This window comes from Micromonospora sp. NPDC047644, assembly GCF_040704315.1.
Lineage (GTDB): Bacteria > Actinomycetota > Actinomycetes > Mycobacteriales > Micromonosporaceae > Micromonospora.
Genome location: NZ_JBEYSY010000009.1, coordinates 92,260 through 111,891, shown reverse-complemented (window position 1 = coordinate 111,891; position 19,632 = coordinate 92,260). Strand labels below are relative to the sequence as shown.

17 protein-coding genes are annotated in these 19,632 nt (G+C 71.8%); 2 read left to right on the top strand and 15 right to left on the bottom strand.

The annotated features are described in order from the left end of the window. Positions 1-5: 5 nt before the first annotated feature. Positions 6-989, bottom strand: a complete 984-nt coding sequence (locus AB0877_RS16525; protein ID WP_366609552.1) for an iron-siderophore ABC transporter substrate-binding protein — start codon at positions 987-989, stop codon at positions 6-8. 33 nt (positions 990-1,022) lie between these two features. Further along, positions 1,023-1,856 carry an ABC transporter ATP-binding protein gene (locus tag AB0877_RS16520; RefSeq protein WP_366609550.1) on the bottom strand — a complete coding sequence of 278 codons (834 nt, stop codon included), beginning with the start codon at positions 1,854-1,856 and terminating at the stop codon, positions 1,023-1,025. Between the two features lie 112 nt (positions 1,857-1,968). On the opposite strand from AB0877_RS16520, the gene AB0877_RS16515 reads away from it, so the two are divergent. Next, positions 1,969-5,148 (top strand): BTAD domain-containing putative transcriptional regulator, encoded by a 3,180-nt coding sequence (locus AB0877_RS16515; RefSeq protein ID WP_366609548.1) that lies wholly within the window; start codon positions 1,969-1,971, stop codon positions 5,146-5,148. Positions 5,149-5,185: 37 nt separating this feature from the next. Here the strand turns inward: AB0877_RS16515 and AB0877_RS16510 are convergent, their stop codons facing one another. The 3 genes from AB0877_RS16510 to AB0877_RS16500 all read right to left on the bottom strand — a co-directional run bounded on the left by AB0877_RS16510 (position 5,186) and on the right by AB0877_RS16500 (position 8,306). Next, complete coding sequence (locus AB0877_RS16510) at positions 5,186-5,986, bottom strand: trypsin-like serine protease (RefSeq protein WP_366609546.1); 801 nt, start codon at positions 5,984-5,986, stop codon at positions 5,186-5,188. Between the two features lie 515 nt (positions 5,987-6,501). Continuing rightward, positions 6,502-7,329, bottom strand: coding sequence for an ABC transporter permease (locus AB0877_RS16505; protein ID WP_366609544.1), 828 nt, complete (start codon positions 7,327-7,329; stop codon positions 6,502-6,504). Beyond that, positions 7,326-8,306, bottom strand: coding sequence for an ATP-binding cassette domain-containing protein (locus AB0877_RS16500; RefSeq protein ID WP_366609543.1), 981 nt, complete (start codon positions 8,304-8,306; stop codon positions 7,326-7,328). The genes AB0877_RS16505 and AB0877_RS16500 overlap by 4 nt, the downstream gene beginning before the upstream one ends. Positions 8,307-8,605: 299 nt before the next feature. On the opposite strand from AB0877_RS16500, the gene AB0877_RS16495 reads away from it, so the two are divergent. Next, positions 8,606-9,547 carry a hypothetical protein gene (locus AB0877_RS16495; protein ID WP_366609542.1) on the top strand — a complete coding sequence of 314 codons (942 nt, stop codon included), beginning with the start codon at positions 8,606-8,608 and terminating at the stop codon, positions 9,545-9,547. Between the two features lie 85 nt (positions 9,548-9,632). Here the strand turns inward: AB0877_RS16495 and AB0877_RS16490 are convergent, their stop codons facing one another. From AB0877_RS16490 to AB0877_RS16445, 10 genes are all read right to left on the bottom strand, one after another. Continuing rightward, a complete protein-coding gene (locus AB0877_RS16490) occupies positions 9,633-10,097 on the bottom strand; it encodes a GNAT family N-acetyltransferase (RefSeq protein ID WP_366609540.1) in 465 nt (154 codons plus the stop codon). Positions 10,098-10,522: 425 nt separating this feature from the next. After that, positions 10,523-11,326 carry a methyltransferase domain-containing protein gene (locus AB0877_RS16485; RefSeq protein WP_366609539.1) on the bottom strand — a complete coding sequence of 268 codons (804 nt, stop codon included), beginning with the start codon at positions 11,324-11,326 and terminating at the stop codon, positions 10,523-10,525. A gap of 50 nt (positions 11,327-11,376) precedes the next feature. Then, positions 11,377-12,147 (bottom strand): ABC transporter ATP-binding protein, encoded by a 771-nt coding sequence (locus AB0877_RS16480; protein WP_366609537.1) that lies wholly within the window; start codon positions 12,145-12,147, stop codon positions 11,377-11,379. Beyond that, positions 12,147-12,890, bottom strand: a complete 744-nt coding sequence (locus AB0877_RS16475) for an ABC transporter ATP-binding protein (protein ID WP_366609536.1) — start codon at positions 12,888-12,890, stop codon at positions 12,147-12,149. The genes AB0877_RS16480 and AB0877_RS16475 overlap by 1 nt, the downstream gene beginning before the upstream one ends. After that, positions 12,887-13,906: a branched-chain amino acid ABC transporter permease gene (locus AB0877_RS16470; protein ID WP_366609535.1), complete on the bottom strand. Its 1,020-nt coding sequence runs from the start codon at positions 13,904-13,906 to the stop codon at positions 12,887-12,889. Before AB0877_RS16470 ends, AB0877_RS16475 begins: the two co-directional genes overlap by 4 nt. Next, entirely contained in the window at positions 13,903-14,799 is an 897-nt protein-coding gene (locus tag AB0877_RS16465; protein WP_366609533.1) for a branched-chain amino acid ABC transporter permease, read from the bottom strand. Before AB0877_RS16465 ends, AB0877_RS16470 begins: the two co-directional genes overlap by 4 nt. Continuing rightward, positions 14,796-15,989, bottom strand: coding sequence for an ABC transporter substrate-binding protein (locus tag AB0877_RS16460; protein ID WP_366609532.1), 1,194 nt, complete (start codon positions 15,987-15,989; stop codon positions 14,796-14,798). Before AB0877_RS16460 ends, AB0877_RS16465 begins: the two co-directional genes overlap by 4 nt. A gap of 52 nt (positions 15,990-16,041) precedes the next feature. Further along, positions 16,042-16,446, bottom strand: a complete 405-nt coding sequence (locus AB0877_RS16455; RefSeq protein WP_030490280.1) for a roadblock/LC7 domain-containing protein — start codon at positions 16,444-16,446, stop codon at positions 16,042-16,044. A gap of 16 nt (positions 16,447-16,462) precedes the next feature. Then, positions 16,463-18,862 (bottom strand): nitrate- and nitrite sensing domain-containing protein, encoded by a 2,400-nt coding sequence (locus AB0877_RS16450; RefSeq protein WP_366609530.1) that lies wholly within the window; start codon positions 18,860-18,862, stop codon positions 16,463-16,465. Between the two features lie 252 nt (positions 18,863-19,114). After that, positions 19,115-19,597, bottom strand: coding sequence for a helix-turn-helix transcriptional regulator (locus AB0877_RS16445; RefSeq protein WP_366609528.1), 483 nt, complete (start codon positions 19,595-19,597; stop codon positions 19,115-19,117). Positions 19,598-19,632: the final 35 nt, after the last annotated feature.

The following is a 19,632-nucleotide window of genomic DNA, read 5'->3' as shown; positions in this document are numbered from 1 at the left end:
CACGCTCACACCGCGTACGTCTTGACGAGTTCGTCGATGTACTGCTTGCCGGAGAGCGGCCCGCCGAAGGTCCAGATGCCGTTGGGCATCTTGTGCAGGTTGCCCTTCTGCACGAAGGGCAGCGACTTCCAGATGGCGTTGCTGGCGAGCCCGTCGGCGAACACGTCGTCGCCGTCGGAGGCGTTGTAGAAGAGACGCATGTTCGGGTCCTTGAGCACGGTCATGCCCTCGACGTCGGTCTGGCCCAGGCCCCACACCTCATCGGTCTTGCCGGTCCAGGCGTTGGTGAGGCCGAGCTGGATACCGATCTGGGAGACGAGCGCGCCCTTGCCGAACATCCGGATGCTGACGGTGCTGCCCTCCTTCCAGCCGTCGGCGATGGCGAACGGCTGGCCGGCGGCGCCCGCGTCGGCGATCTTCTTCTTGCCGTCGGCGATGGCCGTGTCGAAGTCGGCCAGCAGCTTCTCCGCCTGCGCGGTCCTGCCGACGGCCTTCGCGATCATGTTGAGGTCCGCGCGCATCCGGCCGAGGTTGTCGGTGGCGTCACTGGCCTTGGCGACCACGACGGGGACGAACTTCTCCAGCTGACTGACGATGGTGCCGCCCCGGTCGTCCTCCATCACGACGAGGTCGGGCTGGAGGGCGACGATCGAGTCGATGCTGGGCTCGCCGCGGGCGCCGACGTCCTTGACGCTCGGGTCGAGCTTCGCGGAGGTGACCCAGGTGCCGTAGCCCTTCGGGTCGGCCACACCGACCGGCATGACGCCCAGGCTGACCAGCATCTCGACCTCGCCCCACTCCAGCCCGACGACCTTCGTCGCCGGGGCCTTGAGGGTGATGTCCTTGCCGCGGCTGTCGGTGATGGTGACCGGCCCGCCGGAGGCCGAGGCGGAGGTTTCGGGAGTGGCGGTCTTCTCGGTGGTGCCGCAGGCGCCGAGTGTCAGGGCGGCCACGACGGCGACGAGGGCTGTGAAACGGGTACGGGTCATGACGGTCTTTCTCTGCTGGGGATGAAGGGTGTTTCAGACCAGAGCGCGGACCGCGTGCCGCCCGACGGGGCGGGTGGTGACCAGTCCGCTGATCGGATCGGTGGTCACCTCGATGCGGATTCCGTAGGTTTCGGTGAGGGCTTCCTCGGTGAACACGGTGGCCGGGGTGCCGGTGGCGCGGACCCGGCCCTGCTGCAACAGGACCACCTCGTCCGCCACGGCGGCGGCCTGGTTGAGGTCGTGCAGCACGACGCCGACGGCGACGCCGTGGTCGTCGGCGAGGTCACGGACCAGGTCGAGGATCTCCACCTGGTAGCGCAGGTCGAGGAACGTGGTGGGTTCGTCGAGGAGCAGCACCGGGGTGTTCTGGGCCAGGCAGGTGGCCAACCAGACCCGCTGCAACTCGCCGCCGGAGAGTTCGTCGACGGGACGGTCGGCCATCGTGGCGACGCCGGTGACGTCCATGGCGCGGGCGATGGCGGCGGGACCGTCCGGGTCCTCGGTGCGCCAGCGCCCCCGGTAGGGGTGCCGCCCGTAGCCGACGACGTCGTGGACGGTGACCCCGCTGGGCACCGGACGGCTCTGGGCGAGCAGGGTGACCCGACGGGCGAACTCCCGGGACGGGAGGCTGGCGGCCGCGACGCCGTCGGCGAGGTGCACGATTCCGGCCTCGATCGGGTGCAGCCGGGCCAGGGCCCGCAGCAGTGTGGACTTCCCGCTGCCGTTGGGCCCCACCAGTGCGGTGACGGCACCCGCGCGGAGGCTGATCGCCGCACCGTGCACGACCGGCACACCGTGGTAGCCCAGACGGAGGTCGACGCCGGACAGGCTGCGCTCCCCGTTGACCGACGCCAACTCGTTCTGCATGAGGTTAGGCTAACCTAACCGAGTGACGGCCTGTCAAGCCGGTCGCGGCCGGTGACCTGCCGGACGGACCGGTGCTCGTCGGCTCCGTGCACACGTGGGGGATGCTGGGTCCGTGCACATCGCGACCCTCGGCCCACTCGCCGTCGACGGCAAGCCCGTTCGGGGTGAACGGCTCGCGGCGGTGCTCCGCGCGCTCGTGCAGGCGCGCGGGCGGGCGGTCTCGGTGGGTCTGCTCGTGGACGCCGTGTGGGACGGCGTGCCGCCCGACGACGCGACCGGCGCCGTCCAGGCGCTCGTGTCCCGGGTACGCCGCCTCGGCCTGCCCGTGCTCGCGGTGCCGGGCGGATACCGGCTGCCCGCCGAGGAGATCACCGTCGACGCGGTCGAGGCGCGCGCGCTCGTCGATCGGGCCGGCACGGTGTTCCAGTGCGGTGACGTCGGTGCCGCCCGCGGCCTGGCCGATCAGGCGCGGGCCCTGTTCCCCGAGGTGCCCGAGTTGGTCAGCGCCGAGGACACCCGCCTGTTCGCGGAGGTCGCCGCGCTGCGCGCGCAGGCGGCACTCGCCGGCGCCGGCCCGTTCGACGAGGCGGACCTCGGTCGACTCGCCGCGCGGACACCGCCGGACGAGCCGTCCGCCGCCCTGCTCGTCCGGGTGCTCGCCGCCCAGGGCCGGGAGGCGGAGGCGCTGGAGGTGGTCGAGCGGCTGCGCGCCGACCTGGCCGACCGTTACGGCACCGACCCGTCACCCGTGATCACAAGCGTCCACCTGGCGTTGTTGCGCGGCGAACTCACCGCGCCACCCGTCGCGGCACCGCCTCGGCAACAGGCGCGGATCACGCTGCCCGCCGCATGGCGCCGCCCCATGGCCGCCCTCGTCGGGCGGGAGCGCGACGTCAAGACCGTCACCGACGCGCTCGTCCAGGCGCCGCTTGTGACGGTCGTGGCAACGGGCGGGGCGGGCAAGACGCGGCTCGCCGCCGAGGTGGCCAGGCGTACGGCGGCGGGTGGGCGGGCGGTCCGCGTGATCGAACTCGCCGGTCTGCGCTCGCCCGACGAGGTGCTGCCCACTGTGCTCGCCGCGTTCGGCGGTGCGGACACCACGGCGACCGGCGGCAACCTGGGTCTGGAGCGGCGGGTCCTCAGCCCCGAGGAGCGGCTGCGCGCCGTGGCGCCGGACCTCGACGGGCTGGTGGTGCTGGACAACTGCGAGCACGTGCTCGACGCGGTGGCCGTCGTCGTCGCGGACCTGGTCGCGGCGGCCTCGCCGGAGGTCGCGGTGCTCGCGACGAGCCGTGCGCCACTGGGCCTGGTCGGCGAGCTGGTGCACCGGCTGACCGCGTTGCCGGACGCCGACGCGCTCGCGCTGGTCGAGTCCCGGGCGCGGGCCGGTGGCGCCGTACCGACGTGGGACACCGAGCGGGCGCTCGCCCTGTGCCACCGGCTCGACAACCTGCCGTTGGCCCTCGAACTGGCCGCCGCACGACTGCGACACATGCCGATCGACGACGTGCTCGCCGGGTTGACCGACCGGTTCGCGCTGCTCGACGACGCCCTGCGCGGCCTGCCCGAGCGGCACGCGAGCCTGTGGGCGCTCGTCGACTGGAGCAGGGAACTGCTCGCCGAGGACGACCGCGACCTGCTGCAGCGGGTCGCGGTCATCCCCGCGCCCTTCAGCGCTGACCTCGCCGCCGCCGTCGCACAGACCCCGGACGTCCGTCGTGGCCTGGCGACACTCGTCGAGCAGTCCCTGTTGACCCTGGTCGAGGGGGACGGTCCGCCGCGCTACCGCATGCTCGAAACGGTCCGTGAGTACGGCGAAGCCCGGCTCGACGCGGCCGGTGCCCGAGGGGCGGCCATGACCGGGATGGTCGCGTGGGCCCGCGAACGGGCCGTCGCGCTCGCCGGCCGATTCGTCGGCCCCGGCCAGGTCGAGGCGCTGCACCACTGCGCCGCCGAGCAGGACAACCTGCTCGCGGCCCTGCGTTGGGCGCTCGCCGAGGACGACGAGCCGGCCACCGTCGACGTCGCGACGGCGCTGCTCCACCTCTGGACGGTGCGCGGCCTGCACCTGGAGGTCCTCGGGTGGGCGCGCGGGATGATGGGGGTCGACGACCCGGTCCGACGACGCCACTCGGCGATCCTGCACGGGCGTGGTACCGGCCGACCGCTACCCGACGCCGACCGCCTCGCCTGGCTGTGCCTGCTGACCGGGGTGAACTCCGGCATCAGCGGTGAACTGCGGCTCGCGGTGCTCGCCCGGCGGGCACTGCGGACGCTCCTCGCCGAGCGCCCCGACGAGGTGTCGTCCCGGTTGACGATCCTCGCGGCCGCGCTGCCCCAGTTCGACACGTCCGACGCGGATCGCAGCGTGAAGGCGGCCGACGAGATGATCGCGCACCCCGACCCGTACGTGCAGGCACTCGGCTTGTTCGCCCGCGCCGCCGTCCGCGAGAACGGCGGCATGCCCGAGGCGTCGGTCGCCGATGCCGAGCAGGCATACCACCGCTTCGCGGTCGCCGGTGACCATTGGGGGATGGCGATGGCGGCGGGTGCCGTCGGGCAGTTCCTCAATCCCAGCGCGGACACCGGATCGGCCGAGTGGCTGGCGCGCAGCGTCCGCCACATGGAGATGATCGGTGCCACCCAGGACGCCCGGTCGATCCGGGTACGGCTGGACGTGCAGCTCGCCCTGACCGGCGACGGCACGGCCGAACGACGACTGGTGGAGACGGCCGCCCCCGGCGACGGTGAGGCGGTGGACGCCGCGGTCGCCTGCCTCGGGCTGGCCCACCTGGCGTGGCAGCGTCAGCAGTACGACGAGGCCCGCGCGTGCGGTGCCCGGGTGACCCGGATCCTGCGCGGCTGGACGAGCCCGCAGCCACAGCCGCAGGCCATGCTGCGCGTCGCCGTGGCGGTCCTCGACCTGCGGGTGGCGCAGGCGCGGCCGGTGCCGGGGGACAACCCCGACGCGCACGCGGTCGCCCTGTTGACCCGCGCCCGGGAAGACGCACTCGCCTCGAAGGACCTGCCCATCATCGGCGCGTGGGCCCAGGGCGGCGCTGAGCTCGCGGCGTACCGCGGTGACGAGGCGACCGCGCGGGAACTGTTCACGCTCGCCACCCGGGTCGGCACCCACGTCGGAATGTTCTTCCCACCCGGGCGGGCCGAACGACTCGACGCCGCCCTCGCTGACGAGGAGCGGCGCGAGTCGTTGCTTGTCGCGTGGCGCGGCCGCCCGGTCGCCGCCGCGGCCGCCCGGATCCGCGAGTTGATGAACGACCTGCTGTTCTAGAGCTCGGCGATGCCAGCCGGCACGTCCGAGACAGGCCTCAGAGGCGCTCGGCCATGACCGGCGTGAGGTTGACCGGAACCGCCGGCCCGCGGCGCTCGCTCACGACGCGAGGCTGGGCGGCTGACGTCGAGGTCGTGGCGCTACTCGCGGCGAACACCGGCAGCCAGGCCCCGAACCGGGAGAGGACGTTCTCGATGGGGTTGAAACACATCCTCCCGTTCGTCGAGGCGACCACGATCCCGATCGCCATGACCCCGTTGGCGTCCTGTCGCCAGACCGGCCCACCGCTGTCGCCACCAGCCGCCGGCACGGTGGAGCACAGGAGATAGTCGCGCATACCGTCGTCGTAGGTCAGCACCTGCCAGCTCGTCACGGTGCCTTCGGTCCACCCGGTGGTCCGCCCCATCTTGCCGATGACGAAGCCCTGGGAGAGAGCGCTGTTGCGGTAGTAGCCGGTCACCCGCCCGTTCCCTGGCGACCGGCCCGTCAGCGGGTCGACAACGATCTGCTGGGCGTCGTTGCCCGAGTCGAGCTGGACCAATGCTCCGTCGAAACTGTTGTCGCCCCAGTAGTCGCCGACGTTGTCGTTCCTGATCGCGTATCCGAAGCGCGCGTCGGTGCCGTAGACGATGCGCTGCGCCGCCGGCGGTAGACCGGCGATGCCGAAACAGTGCCCAGCGGTGGCGATGAACATGCCGGACGTGCCCCGAACGGCGTAACCGCCGGTGCAGTAGTCATTGAGGTTGTTCTTCTTCCCGAGGAACATCGGGTGCCCCGGCTTGAACATGTACCCGGCCGCGACCGCCGGTGCCGCCGTCGAGGCCAGGAGCAGTGCCATGACCGTGATGGACGAGGCGATGAGTCGACGTAACACGTGGACCTCCAGAGGCTGAGACGAAGGGGGTGACCGATGTCGGGTTGGCGACAACTTCGTTGCCGGCCCACAGCAGGTGGAGGTCCGGGCTGCCGCCGAACAGAGCGGCGCGGGTTCGCCGCCCGGTGTACGAGCCGTCCGGACAGGCACGTGCGCTTCGACGGACGGCAGCCCTTCCCGCTGACAACCTGGTAGTCGAGGCTGCACGCGGTGCGCGGGCCGGCGGAGGTGTCACGGACCAGGTGCACGATCCGCGCGGCCAACTGGTCGCTGCGGCGACGATCGCGCCAGCGGTGAGCAGGCGGCGACGTGCCACTGTCGGTCGGCGGTGATTCCGCGGCGGGTGGTCCTCGACCGACCGCACCCGCAACTCCGCCATGGTGGGGAAATCATGTCGCACATAGCGACGGCGGTCAATGGATGCCGACCGGCATTCGGCCACGGCGCCGGCCCCTCCGGGTGCCGACGCCGTGACCAGGTCAGATCTTCTTACGGTACGCCCGCAGCGCCAGCGGCATGAACACCGCGACGAAGCCGGCGCACCAGGCGAGCGTCCACCACACGTGGTTGCCCAGTGGGGCGCCGAGGAACAGGCCGCGTACCGACGCCACCAGGTGGGTCATCGGGTTGACGTCCACGAACGTCTGCATCCAGCCCGGCAGGGTGTCCGCGCCGACGAACACGTTGGACGCGAAGCTCAGCGGCATGATCAACGCGAACATCACACCCTGCACGGCACCCGCGGTCCGCACCTTCATCGACACCAGCACCGGCAGCCAGCTCAGGCAGAGCGCGAACAGCACCGCGAGCAGACACCCGGCGATGGCCCGGAACAGGTCGGTCTCGATCCGGAAACCCATCACGTAGCCGATCGCGAGGGTCGACACGGTGACGATCACGTACCGGACGACATCGCCGAGGACCGCGCCGACCAGGGGGGCGGAACGGGGGATCGGCAACGACCGGAACCGGTCGAAGATGCCCTTGGCGATGTCGGTGTTGAGGTTGACACCGATCGCGATGGCGCCGGTCGCGATCGTCTGCGCCAGGATGCCGGGCAGCAGGAACTGCAGGTAGTCGTGGGTCGAGCCGGCGACCGCCCCGCCGAAGACGTACACGAAGATGATGAGGAACAGCACCGGTTGCAGGGTGACGTCGATGAGCGCCTCGGGCGTCCGCCAGGTCTTGATGAGGCTGCGTTTGGCGAGCGCCAACGAGTGCCGGACCAGTCGGAACGGTCGCGGGTTGGCGGTGATCGTCGACAGCGCCCGGTTCCGGGTGGACGGTGCGTCGGTCAGAGTGCTCATGCCGCGACCTCCGTGGGGCGGGTGGTGTCGTCTTCCGATGCCGTACGCCCGGTGAGGGTGAAGAACACCTCGTCGAGGCTCGGCAGGTGCAGGGAGAGTTCGGTGACCGCGATCCCGGCCGTGGCGAAGCGCGCGACGCTCTCGGTCAGGGCCGTGTCGTCGGTGACCGGCACCGCGAGGACCCCCTTGCGGATCTCGTCGGCCTGCGCGCCGGAGCCGACCTGGGTCAGGATCTCCGCGGTACGCGGCAGGTGCGCCGGGTCGGACGGCCGGACCTCCAGGGTCTGCCCGCCGACCACCCGCTTGAGCCCGTCGGGTGTGTCGTGTGCGATCACCCGACCGTGGTCGATCACCGTGATCGCGTCGGCGAGCGCGTCAGCCTCCTCCAGGTACTGCGTGGTCAGCAGCACCGTCGAGCCGTTGTTCACCAGCGTTCGGACCACGTCCCACATGTCCTCGCGCTTGGCCGGGTCGAGCCCGGTCGTCGGCTCGTCGAGGAAGATCACGTCAGGCGAGCCGACGAGGCTGGCGGCCAGGTCGAGCCGTCGCCGCATGCCGCCGGAGTAGGTCTTGGCCTGACGGTTCGCGGCATCGGTCAGGTCGAACCAGTCGAGCAGCTCGGCGGCCCGCCGACGAGCACCGCCGCGCCCCAGGTCCAGCAGGGTGCCGAACAACTCCAGGTTCTGCCGACCGGTCAGGTCCTCGTCGACCGAGGCGTACTGGCCGGTCAGTCCGATGCTCTGCCGAACGCGTTCGGCGTCCCGTACCACGTCGAAACCACCGATCCGGGCGGTTCCGCCGTCCGGGGTCAGCAGGGTGGAGAGGATGCGAACGGCGGTGGTCTTACCGGCGCCGTTGGGGCCGAGCACCCCGAGCACCGTCCCCCGGGACACGGCGAGGTCCACGCCCTGCAGCGCCCTCGTCTTCCCGAACGTCTTCACGAGACCCTCGGCCTCGATCACCAGGTCACTTGTCATACGTACAGCATGCGCGGGCCCGCTGACACCGCCCCGACACGCCACCGACATCGGCTGACACGGGCTGACACCGCAGTCGTCGAGGCGAAGGGCGACCCGGGTGTGCACGCCCCACACCGACGGCCGGCGCCACGATATGCTGGCCACGGCAGAGCGCCTGCCAGCGCCCGATGTGGTGGCCCACGCCCGACCACATGCCTGGGGCCAAGAGTCTCCGACTCCGCGCCGATGTGTCGACTCTCGGCGTGCCGGTCACGTCGCCCGTTCGGTGAAGTGCGTGGGGCTGCGCCGGAGGCGTCATGTCTGATCCCACCCCCCGACGGACCCCAGCCCCGGGACGCGCCCGCAAACGCGCCATCCGAGAGCACGCGGCGCGGGCCGGCGTTGCCTACTCGGAGGCGGCCCGGCAACTCGAGTCGGTCGGCCTTCGGCCCGGCGAAACCCTTTCCAGGTACGGGCGGACGATCTATCCGATCGGGTTCGACCCGCATCGTCAGCTGCTCGTCGAACACCGTGAACGGCGCTCGTTCGAGGAACGGGTGACGGACACCAGACGGGCCGCGGCCCTTCCTCATGGCCGGGCGCAGCACCTCGTCGAGCGATTTCCGCCCAGCCGTGGGCGTACCGGCAGCGGGGTCGGCTCGCTCTATCACGGCGAGGGCCGCGCGGAACTGCTCGCGATGCTGTTCATCGTCATCGTGGCCGAGTCGCCGGGGTTGCTGCCGGAAGTGGGCGACCTCGCCTGGATCGCGGAACTCGGCGAGGACACCGCACTCGACACGGCCTGCGCCGAAGTCGACCGAGAGGCCCGCCGCCTGCTCGACCAGGAACCACTGGCCCTCTGGTCGCGCATCCAGAAGGCGCTGACCGTGGCCGGACGCAGCGTGGACGGGCAGGTCCGTCAGGAGGCCATCCGGCAGACCGCGCTGTTGGGCACGATGATGACCCCGCGTCTGGGGTACGCGGGCGAGCCGTACGTTGCGGGGTTGCCCGTCGTCGGGGCCCGGCAGATCCTCGACGCGCTGCTGATCGTCGCCGACGACGGGCACGCGCCCGGCACCCGGGTACGCCTGCTCACGCCGCCGCACGACGGGCGGTCCGCCACCATCATCGGTGCCCGCTGGGGTGCGTCCGGTCCACCGGTGGGTTATCTCGTGTGGCTCGACGGGGCGACGGCGTCGCTGTCGGCCCGTCCCGACGATTTGATCGTTCTGGCCAATCAGGAGACCATCCCGCGCTGAGCAGGGGCGGTTGCCCCCATCGGCCCTCCCGAGCTCGGTCAGATCCTCCTGAGCAGCTTCGTTGTCTGGACCACCGTCGCGTGGGTCAGGCGACGGTCAGGCGGAACACCTGCCGGGAACCGCCCTCCGGGCCGGGATCGACGGCCTCGGCCGCGGTGAAGCCGAGGCGCTCGTAGAAGGCGCGCGCGCCGCTGACGCCAGCGCCAGGGTGATCGGCGCCGAAGGTGACCACTTCGACGGAGCCTGGGCCCGGCACGAACCTGCGCGCAGCCGCTGTCATCAGTGCACGACCGACGCCCTTTCCGCGCGACTGCTCAGCAACGACAAGCCAGTGGACGTGGTGGGTCGGAGCTTTCGCCGTGAACATCAACCCACCCAGGAGATCGGATCCGGAGGAGACAGCAACGAGCGCTGTGGACCGACGAATGTGCCGGCGCACCGCGTCATGGAAGCCGCGATCCTCAACCATGGGGCCGAACCAACACTCGACCTGGGCCGCAAGGCGGAGAAAGCCGTCGAAGTCCCGCTCCTCGGCAAGCCTGACGAACACCCAACCAGTCTGACAGCACCCCCCGCGCCACCGTCGTCGATCATGGAGTTGTGGTGGGCAACAAAAGCCCTCAACAGCAGCAATCCAGGCACCACAACTCCATGATCCACGAGGCCAACCGTGACCCCGCGCCGCGATCTTGCACTTTCTGTCGTGGCATAAGGGTCATTCCACACCTATCGACAACCGAAACTGCAAGATCGACGGGCGTGGGCGTGGGCGTGGGCGTGGGCGTGGGCGTGGCAGGGGCGTGGGCGCGCGAGGGCGTGGGGCGTGGGAAGTGGGGTGGCCGGGCTCCCTTGTGGGGGAGCCCGGCCGGTGCGGTCGGCGCCGTCGTAGCGCTGTCCGGAGCGAAGCGGGGGGAGGTGCTGCGCACGGGAGAGGTACGGCTGGCGTGACCGCGCTCCGCGCGGTGGTCCGTCTGCTCAGCTCGGCAGGCGACCCCGCGTGGAGACGAAGTGGTACGACATGACGGCGAACCCGGGGTCACGGAGCAGCCGGCGGAAGGCGTTCAGTTGCTGGGACGACACCCCGGCAGCCAGCAGGTCCGGTTCCAACTGGCGGGAGTTGGTCTCGTAGAGCGACGTTCCGGTCGACCCGCCGGCCCAGCTCTGCGAGTGGGTGATGGTGTCCAGGTCGGTCAGACCGGCGAGGGCCATCTCGGTGTGGACGTCCTGCGCCCATCCCAGGTCGGCGCCGTGGTCTTCCAGGACACCCATCATGGCGTCCATGACCTGCGCGAAGAGCTTCGCGGCGTCGTCGCTGGGCGCGGTCAGCACCCGCTGCGGCGCGGTGCAGTCGAACTCTTCGACCACCAGCCACCCGCCGGGCTTCAGCGCGCCGGTGAGGGTGCGTAGGACCCGTCGTCGATCGGGAAGGTGCAGCAGCACCAGCCGGGCGTGGATCAGGTCGAACGCGTCCCCGGGCGGGGGTTCGGTGCGCACGTCGTGCTGGCGTACGTGCAGGTTGCCCTCGGCCACCAGGTGTGTGGGGTCGATGTCGGTGGCCAGCACGTGCCCGTCGTTGCCGACCGCGCGGGCCATCCGCCGGGCCATCGAGCCGCCGCCGGCCCCGACCTCCCAGCAGGTCGCGCCGGGCTCCAGCACCGGGCGGGCCAGCCGACGCGTCGTGATCGGATCCAGGAAGGACTCCAGCGCGTGCATCTGGGGAACGGCGTCCGGCGCGCCGTTGTCGAAGGTGTACGTGTCGTTGCTGGCAACGGTTGTCATCGGTGTCTACCTCTCCGTGCAGGGTCGGGTGACTCGAGAAGGTCGGGTGACTACGGGGTGTCGGCCCAGAGCCGAGGGGTCGCTCTGTTGGCCGGGCGCGGCGCGACGGCGGCGACGCTCACCATCGCCGCCAGAGGGGCCGGATCGCGGCGGGCCTCCGCGGTCGGCCGGTCGTAGACCACCCGGCCGTACTCCAGCACCGCCACCCGGTCCGCGAGCTCGATGGCGTGCTGGAGTTGCTGTTCCACGAGCAGCACTGTCAGGCCGTCCGCGGCGAGACCGTTGACGAGTTCGCGGACCCGCGCCGCCAGATCGGGCGAGAGCCCCTCACATGGTTCGTCGAGCAGCAGCACCCGGGGTTGCCCGAGCAGCGCACGGGCTATCGCCAGCATCTGCTGCTCGCCCCCGGAGAGTTCGCAGCCCCGGTGGCGCAGCCGCGCCGCCAGCCTCGGCAGCAACTCCAGGGTGCGGGCGACCGTCCAGCCTTCGCCGCCGGAGGTGGGGGCCCGCCACGGCGCGGCCGCCAGGTGCAGGTGCTCGGCCACCGTCAACCGGGAGAAGACCCGTCGGCCCTGCGGGACGAGGCCGACGCCGGACTGGGCGATGCGATGCGGTTGTCGGCCGGCGACGTGCACACCGCCGATCTCGATGCGACCGCTGGACGCCCGCACCAGCCCGGCGATGGTGTGCACGAGCGTGCTCTTGCCCGCCCCGTTGCGGCCCACCACGGCCTGGATGCTGCCCGGTCGTACCCGCAGGCTGACCTCGTGCAGGACGATTCCGCCGCCGTAGCCGGCGCAGAGACGATCCACAGTGAGCATCAGGCCACCCCGTCGGCGTAGGCCTGCCGCACCAGCGGCGAGGTACGGATCTCGTCCGGTGTGCCGGCGGCCAACGTCCGACCGTCGCGCAACACCGTTACCGCGTCGGACAGGGCGTACACCAGGTCCAGTCGGTGTTCGACCAGCAACACGGCGACCGCCCTGGGCAGTGCCTGGAGCACCTCGACCAGCCGACCGACCTCGACGGCGGAGAGCCCGGCCGCCGGTTCGTCGAGGAGCAGCAGGCGGGGGCGACCGGCCATGGCCATCGCGATCTCCAACTGGCGTCGTTGCCCGTGTGCGAGGTGTCCGGCGGGCACCGCCGCGACGGCACTGAGCCCCATCTGGTCCAGCAGCGGACCGGCCAGGCGCTGTGCCGCGCGTCGGCGTCCACCCGGCCACCACCGGCCGCCGGGAATGGCCCGTGGCAGCGCCGCCACCACGACGTTCTCCGTCGCGGTGAGCGTCGGGAAGACCGCGGGTCGTTGGTGGATGCGGTTGATGCCCCGTCGGGCCCGGGCCGCCGGGCCGAGTCGACCGACGTCCCGTCCGTTGAACCGCACCGTGCCGCGGTGCGGCCGGATGGACCCGCCGAGGACGTTGAGCAGGGTCGTCTTGCCGGCCCCGTTCGGGCCGATCACGGCGTGCCGCTGGCCGTCGTGGATGCACAGGTCCACGCCGTCGAGTGCGGCCAGCGAGCCGTACCGCACGCTGATCTTCTCGGCTTCCAACAGCCCGGTCATCGGCGCAGCTCCGCGACGTCGGCCTGGTCACGGGCGGCTGGCTGGTCCGGCTGTGACGTCGCGGCTCCCGGCGGGCGCAACCGACCCCGGGCCCGGTTGACGCCGCTGGGCAGCAGGTAGACCGTCGCCACGAACAGCGCGCCCAGCACCAGTGGCGCGTGGCCGGGCAGCACCCCGAACAGCCAGTCCCGCACGGCGATGACCAACGCCGCACCCACCAGGGCGCCACCCACCGAGGCGGTGCCACCGATGACGACACCGAGCAGCAGCAGCGCGGAGGTGTCGAAGCCGAAGTCGGCGGGGGAGATGTACTGCTGGGCGACGACCAGGAGCGAGCCGGCGGCTCCGGCGATCGCCCCGGCGGCGATGTGCGCGCCGGACAGGTGCCACGCCACCCGGTGACCGCTGGCCCGCAACCGCGTCTCGTCGTCGCGGCCGGCCCGCAGCACCAACCCGGCCCGGGTACGCAGCAGCACCAGCACCGCGCCGATCAGCGTGGCCACGACGACCAGGGCGTACAGGTAACGGGCATGGTCGTTGGCGAGGGCCGGAAGCCCCCAGAACGGGCGGACCGCGGGAATGCCGGCCAGCCCGTCCGTGCCGCCGGTCACCGACCGCCACCGGCCCAGGACGATGACGACGAGTTCACCGATGGCCAGGGTGATCATCAGGACGATCACCCCTCGGGCGTGTACGACGAGCGGCACGGTCAGCGCGGCCAGCAGCGCCCCGGCGGCCGCCGCGACGACGAGCTGCACGACGCCGACGTCGGAGACTCGGCTGCCGACCACGGCGCAGGCGTAGGCGCCGGCCGCGTACGGTGCGGTCTGGCCGAGGGTGGGCATGCCGGCGACGCCGGTGAGCAGGGCCACGCTCACCCCGACCAGGGCCAGCGCCAGCGTCCGGGCGAGGATCGCCGTGGTGTAGTCGTCGACCACCCAGGGCGCCACGACCAGGCCGACCAGGACGAGCGCGGCGACGCCGCCACGAACTCGCCGGATCACCTCATCCCTCATGCCGCCCTCCACCTGCCGGCCAGGCCACGCGCCCGCACGGCCAGCACGGCCGCCATGGCGGCGAACAGCAGAAACGGTGCGGCGGACGGCAGCAGCGCCACTCCCAACGTCTGGATCTCGCCGATCGCGAGCGCGGCCAGCAGGGTGCCCGCCATCGACCCGAGACCGCCGAGGACGACCACCACGAGGGAGAGCAGCAGCACCGTGTCGGCGGTGCCGGTGCCGGGGCCGATGATGGGCGCGCCCAGGACTCCGGCCGCGCCGGCCAGCGCGCCGGCGGCGGCGAGGACACCGGCCCGGATCCGGGCCGGACTCACGCCCAGGCAGGCGACCATCTCCGGGTCGTCGACCGCCGCCCGGACCAGCATCCCGGCCCTGGTGCGTCGCACCACCAGGTAGAGGGCGGCGGCGAGCACCGCCGCGACGACGATGAAGACCAGCCGGTACGCGGCGTAGCGGTGACCGGCGACCATCACCGACCCCTCCAGGGCTGCGGGCACCTGGACCTGCGGGTTGTCGGGTCCGAAGCCGGCGACGAGCAGGCTGCCGCCGGCCAGCGCCACCCCGAACGTCAGCAGCGCCTGACTCAGATGGTTGCCGGTGGCGACCGGTGTGAGCAGGCCGGCCAGGAGCACCCCCGTCGCGGCGGCGGCCAGCACACCGACCGTCAGCGCCAACGCGAGGCTCACCCAGCCGCCGTCGAGCAGCGCCGCTGCGGTGTACCCGCCGATCGCGTAGAGCAGGCCGTGCGCCAGGTTGAGGATGTTGGCGACGCCGAAACAGAAGACCAGGCCCGACGCGGCGACGAACACGAGCAGCCCGTAGGCGACTCCGTCCAGGGCCGGGATCAGGTACGGGTCGATCCGGTTCGTGCCGGCCGCCACCACTATCACCGGCCGACGGTCGCGAGGTCACCCACGACGGTGTTGGACAGGGCCCGGCCGTCCTGGCGGACCTGCCGCAGGTACCACTTCTGCACCGGGGAGTGCGTGGTGGTGGAGAACTGCCAGGTGCCGCGCGGGCTGGCGATCTGGCCGAGTTGACCGATGGCCGTGTTGATGGCCTCGGGGGTCGGGTCGTTCCCGGCCGCGCCGATCGCCCGGTCGAGCACCGCCGCCGCGTCGTACGAGGCCAGCGCGTAGGTCGTCGGCGAACCGTCGTGCTTCGCCTTCCACGCGGCCACGAAGGCGCGGTTCTCGGCGTTGTCGAGGTCGGGCGAGTAGTTGAGCACCGAGTAGATGTCCCGCGCGGCCTCGCCCTGCGCGTTGAGCACGCCGCCCTCGGTGAGGAACCCGGCCGCGTACAACGGGATGTCCTTGATCTCGGACTGCGCGTACTGCTTGACGAAGTCGACTGCGGCGCTGCCGGCGTAGAAGGTGTAGACGGCCGCCGCGCCGGAGGCCTTGATGCGGGCGAAGTACGGCAGGAAGTTGGTGGTGGCCGGGAACGGCGTGAAGGTCGTCTTGCCGTCGGCGTTCGCGAGCTTCCCGCCGATCTTGCCGAACGCGTCGGTGAAGCCGCGCAGCTCGTCCCAACCGCCCTGGTAGTCCGGGCCGATCGCGTACACGGAGCCCTTCACGTTGTCGCGGACGTGCTGGGCGATCGCCGCCCCGGGCTCGTCGGAGAGGTACGAGGTGTGCCAGACCCGGGAGACGTCCTTGAGCTCCGGCCGGCCGTTGGAGCCGACCAGGGGCACCTTCGTCTCGTTGAGCAGCGGGGTGACGCCGGCGACCGAGCCGCCACCGACGATGCCGGTGAGCGCGGACACCCGGTCCTGCTTGAGCAGCTTGGTCGCCGCCGGGACAGCGGTCTGCGCGCCGTTGCCCTCGTCCGCGACGACGAGCTCGACCTGCCGGCCGCCCAGCTTGCCGTCGTGGGTGTCCAGGTAGAGCTGGAAGCCGTCGCGGATCTCCGTGCCAACAGCCTGGTACGTCCCGGACAGCGACGCGAGCAGACCGATCTTTATCGAGCCGCCGGCGCTGGTGCCCGGAGCGTCGTCGCCGCAGGCGGTGCTGGTGGTCAGCACGGCGGCGAGCAGCGCGGCGGTGAGGGCACGGCTGCGCCAAGGCGTGGTGAGAGGCATGTCTAACTCCAGAGGAAGGGGAAGGGGTCTCCGGCGTGGGGGCGCCGGGTGGTCAGCGGCTGCGGGCGAGCGCCGCCCGGGCAGCGGGGGTCAGCGCGTCCCCGATGCGGTTGGCCAGCTCGGTCATTTCGTAGGAGACCTTGCCGACGTCACACTCGGGCGCGGCGAGCACCAGCAGCGAGGCGCCGTCGTTGAAGGCCATGGAGAACATGAACCCGCCCTCGAGCTGGGTGACGTTGGAGATCACCGCGCCGGCGTCGAAGAAGGCCGCCGCCCCCCGCAGCAGGCTGACCAGCCCGCTGCCCGTGGCGGCCAACTGGTCGGCCCGGTCCGGTGGCAGGTCCCGGGTGGCGGCCACCATCAGGCCGTCGCTGGAAATGGCGATCGCGTGGCTGACCTCGGTCGCGCGCGCCGCGAAATTGTCCAGCAGCCAGCCGAGATCCTGTTGGTCGGTCACGTGCTCTCCTGTCGCGTCATTTGTTACCGAGGTTGATCGGGGTGCGCCGTCGGTTGGCCACGCCCCGCGCGTACGCGGCCATCGCCGTGGCCACCTGCGCCGGGTCGCGGTACTCGGACCGTTGCTGCTGCTGGGGCACTGTCACGCCGCCGGGCACGAGGTGCCGTTGCGGCTGGCGTTTGGGCAGGCCGGAATTGGTGGTCGTGGACACCTCGGGGGTGTGCGCCTGGGCGGCGGTACGCCAGGCGTCGTCGGCGGGGCTGGACCACTGCTGGCCGTTCTGGCCGTTGTGACCGTCGACGACATCGTTCTGGAACCAGTGGTTGACCTGTTCGAAGATGAGCAGCTCCTCGGTGGGCGCGTCACCCCGGTCCGGGGGTGGGGGAGCTGGTCGGAAGACCGGCGCGGCCGGCAGGGTCCGTTCGGTCGGCGGGCGTCCGGCGGTGGGCTCGGGGCGCGGCTGGTAGGGCGGCGGCGGGCTGGGCGTGCGAGCTGCCCGCCGCGACAGCCGGCCGGGGGCGAGCAGGTACTCCTCCGGTGGCAGCGACCGGATGATCGCCGCGGGCAGTGTCGCCTCGGCGAGGATGCCGCGTCGGGGGCCGCGTCGCAGTTGGACGGTGATGCCCAGCCGCGCCGCGAGCTGGCCCACGACGACCAGCCCCATCGCCCGTACGGCGGCCACGTCGATGGCCGGAGGGTGCGCCAGCAGCTCGTTGAGTTGCTGCATCCGCTGCGTGGACAGCCCCACGCCCTCGTCGCTGATCTGGACGATGACGCGGTCTCCCAGGCTTCGGCCGCTCACCCAGGTCTCGCTGCCCGGCGGCGAGTACGTCGTGGCGTTGTCCATGAGTTCGGCCAGCAGGTGCACGACCTCGTCGACGGTCTTGGCGGCCACCGCGACGTCCCCGTCGATCATGCCGAGCCGGACCCGTGCGTAGTGCTCGATCTGGGACAGCGCGGCCTGGAGCACCTGTTGCAGCGGAACGTCGCGCTGGCGTACGCGCCCCACGCCGACCCCGCCGAGCACCAGCAGGCTGGCGTTGATCCGGCCCATCCGGGTCGCCAGGTTGTCCAGTGTGTAGAGCTGGTCGAGCCGGTCGGGGTCGGTTTCGTCCCGCTCGACCAGGTCGACCTGGGCCAGGACCGCGTCGACCAGTCGTTGTTCGCGGCGGCTCAGGTGAATGAAGATGTCGGCGGTGTTGGCGCGCATGACGGCCTGTTCGGCGGCTGTCCGCACGGCGGCCTGGTGCACGGCGCTGAACGCCTGCCCCAGTTCGCCGATCTCGTCGTCGCTGGACGGTTCGAGGGCGGCACTGGACTGCTGGTGGGCCAGCTTGTGTGGGTCGACGGCGGCGCTGCCGGGCTGTTGGAGCTGGGCCACCACGGCGGGGAGTTGTTCGAAGGCAACGGCGTTGGCCGCGTCCCGCAGCCGGCGCAGCCGTCGGGTGATCTGCCGTGCGACGGCCCAGGTCACCAATGCGGTGAGGATCAGGGCCAGGAGGACGCTGGCCGCCTCGGCCACGGCGCGGCGGCGCTGGTCGGCGTGCGCGGCCCGGACGTCGTCGCGGACCGCGTCGTCGACCCGGGCGCGCAGGTCGGCCAGCCGGGCGGCGCGCGTCTGGGTGGTGGACACCCAGTCGTCGGTCTCCAGTTTCAGTCGCGACCCCGGCTGGGCCCGGGCGACCTCGTCCTGCATCCGTTGCAGGGCCAGCGCCTCCTTGCCGGTGCCGGCCTGCTCCCACCAGACGCTCCAGTCGGGCGGGGCCAGGGCCAGGAACGACAGGCTCGACTCGGTGTAGCTGGTGCGGGCGGCGGTGATGTCCTGTTGCATGGCCGGGGTCAGATCGCCGCCCGCGACGGCGCGCAGCACGGCCACCTGTTGCTGACCGATGGCCTCGGCCGTCTTCGACAGCGCCGCCGAGGCCCGGATCCCGTCGGCGAGTGGGGCGTCCACCACGCCGTGTGAGACGTTCTCGCGGAAGGTGATGAGGTCGGCGATCGCGATGCGGTAGCTGAAGGTCATCGCCGACACCGACGCGTGCGTGGCGGTGCGCACCTGGGTGCGCAGCGGGGCGAGGCCGTTCAGGGCGTCGTCGATGCGCCGCAGGAGAGTCGAGCTGGTGCCGTTGTCGGTGGTCAGTCGGTCACGCTTCTCGCGGTAGCGGGCGACGGCGTCATCGGTGGCGGCCAGCTCCACGCCGAAGGCGTCCTGCTGCTCCGGCTGGGCGTAGGTGAGCAGGTCGGCGGCGGCGATGCGTTCGCGTTGCAGGCGGTAGGCCAGGTTGCCGGCCTCGGCACCGACCTGGGCCAGGATCTGCAGGTCACTGGCGCGGGCCGTCTGGCGTGCGCTCTCGGTCAGTGCGAGACCGGCGAAGCCGATCACGGCGACGAGCGGGGCCGCGACGATGAGCCGCATCCGGCCGGCTATCTTCCAACCGCGTCGGCGGGTCGGGTAGGGTCTGGCCGCGTGGGACCGGGTGCTCGACGCCAAGATTGACTCCCACGACTCGTCGATGACGGTCTATCCGCACGTTGCCGAATGCAAGTCCCATTCGGCCGGAAGCCGCGCTCATAGGCCAGACCTGGCCGTGGTACAAACTGCCCGTACCAGTATCTGTACCCAACGTCAGCGGCCGGTGACGCCGCGGCGTCGGGCCGGGTCGTCGGGTCAGCGCTGGTTGTCGAGGGGTTCGGCCGACGGGTGCCGCCGCTCCGGTTCATCCGGTTCGGGTTGACCGTTGAGCACCTGGCCGATCAGCTCACGCAGCTCGTCGATCGCGTCCACCACGGCGCCCGGGTCGCGCGCGTCACGCCGGCCGCGCTGACGCGGCACCTGCCGATCCAGTCGGGCCGGCTCCGGCGCGCGGGGGCCTCGGCGACCGTCGGCCGCCAACTGCTCGGCCGCGACCTGCGGCCACAGCGCGGCCAGGCGACCACCGGTGCCGAGCACATCGTCGCAGCGCAGTGCGAACTCGTGACTGCCGAACCGGCGACCTGACTCGACCGCCGCGACCGTCTCCCGGCTGAACCGCACCAGGTCCGCCAGGGCTCGTTGGGTCAGACCCCGTTGGACGCGGCAGTCGCGCAACTCCCGTCGGAACCGCTGACTGGCCGCAGAGTGAGCCGAGCTCGACGGGGACGTGTGCTCCATGCGCTCACCTTCGTGGAACGGACATTCAGCGGCGG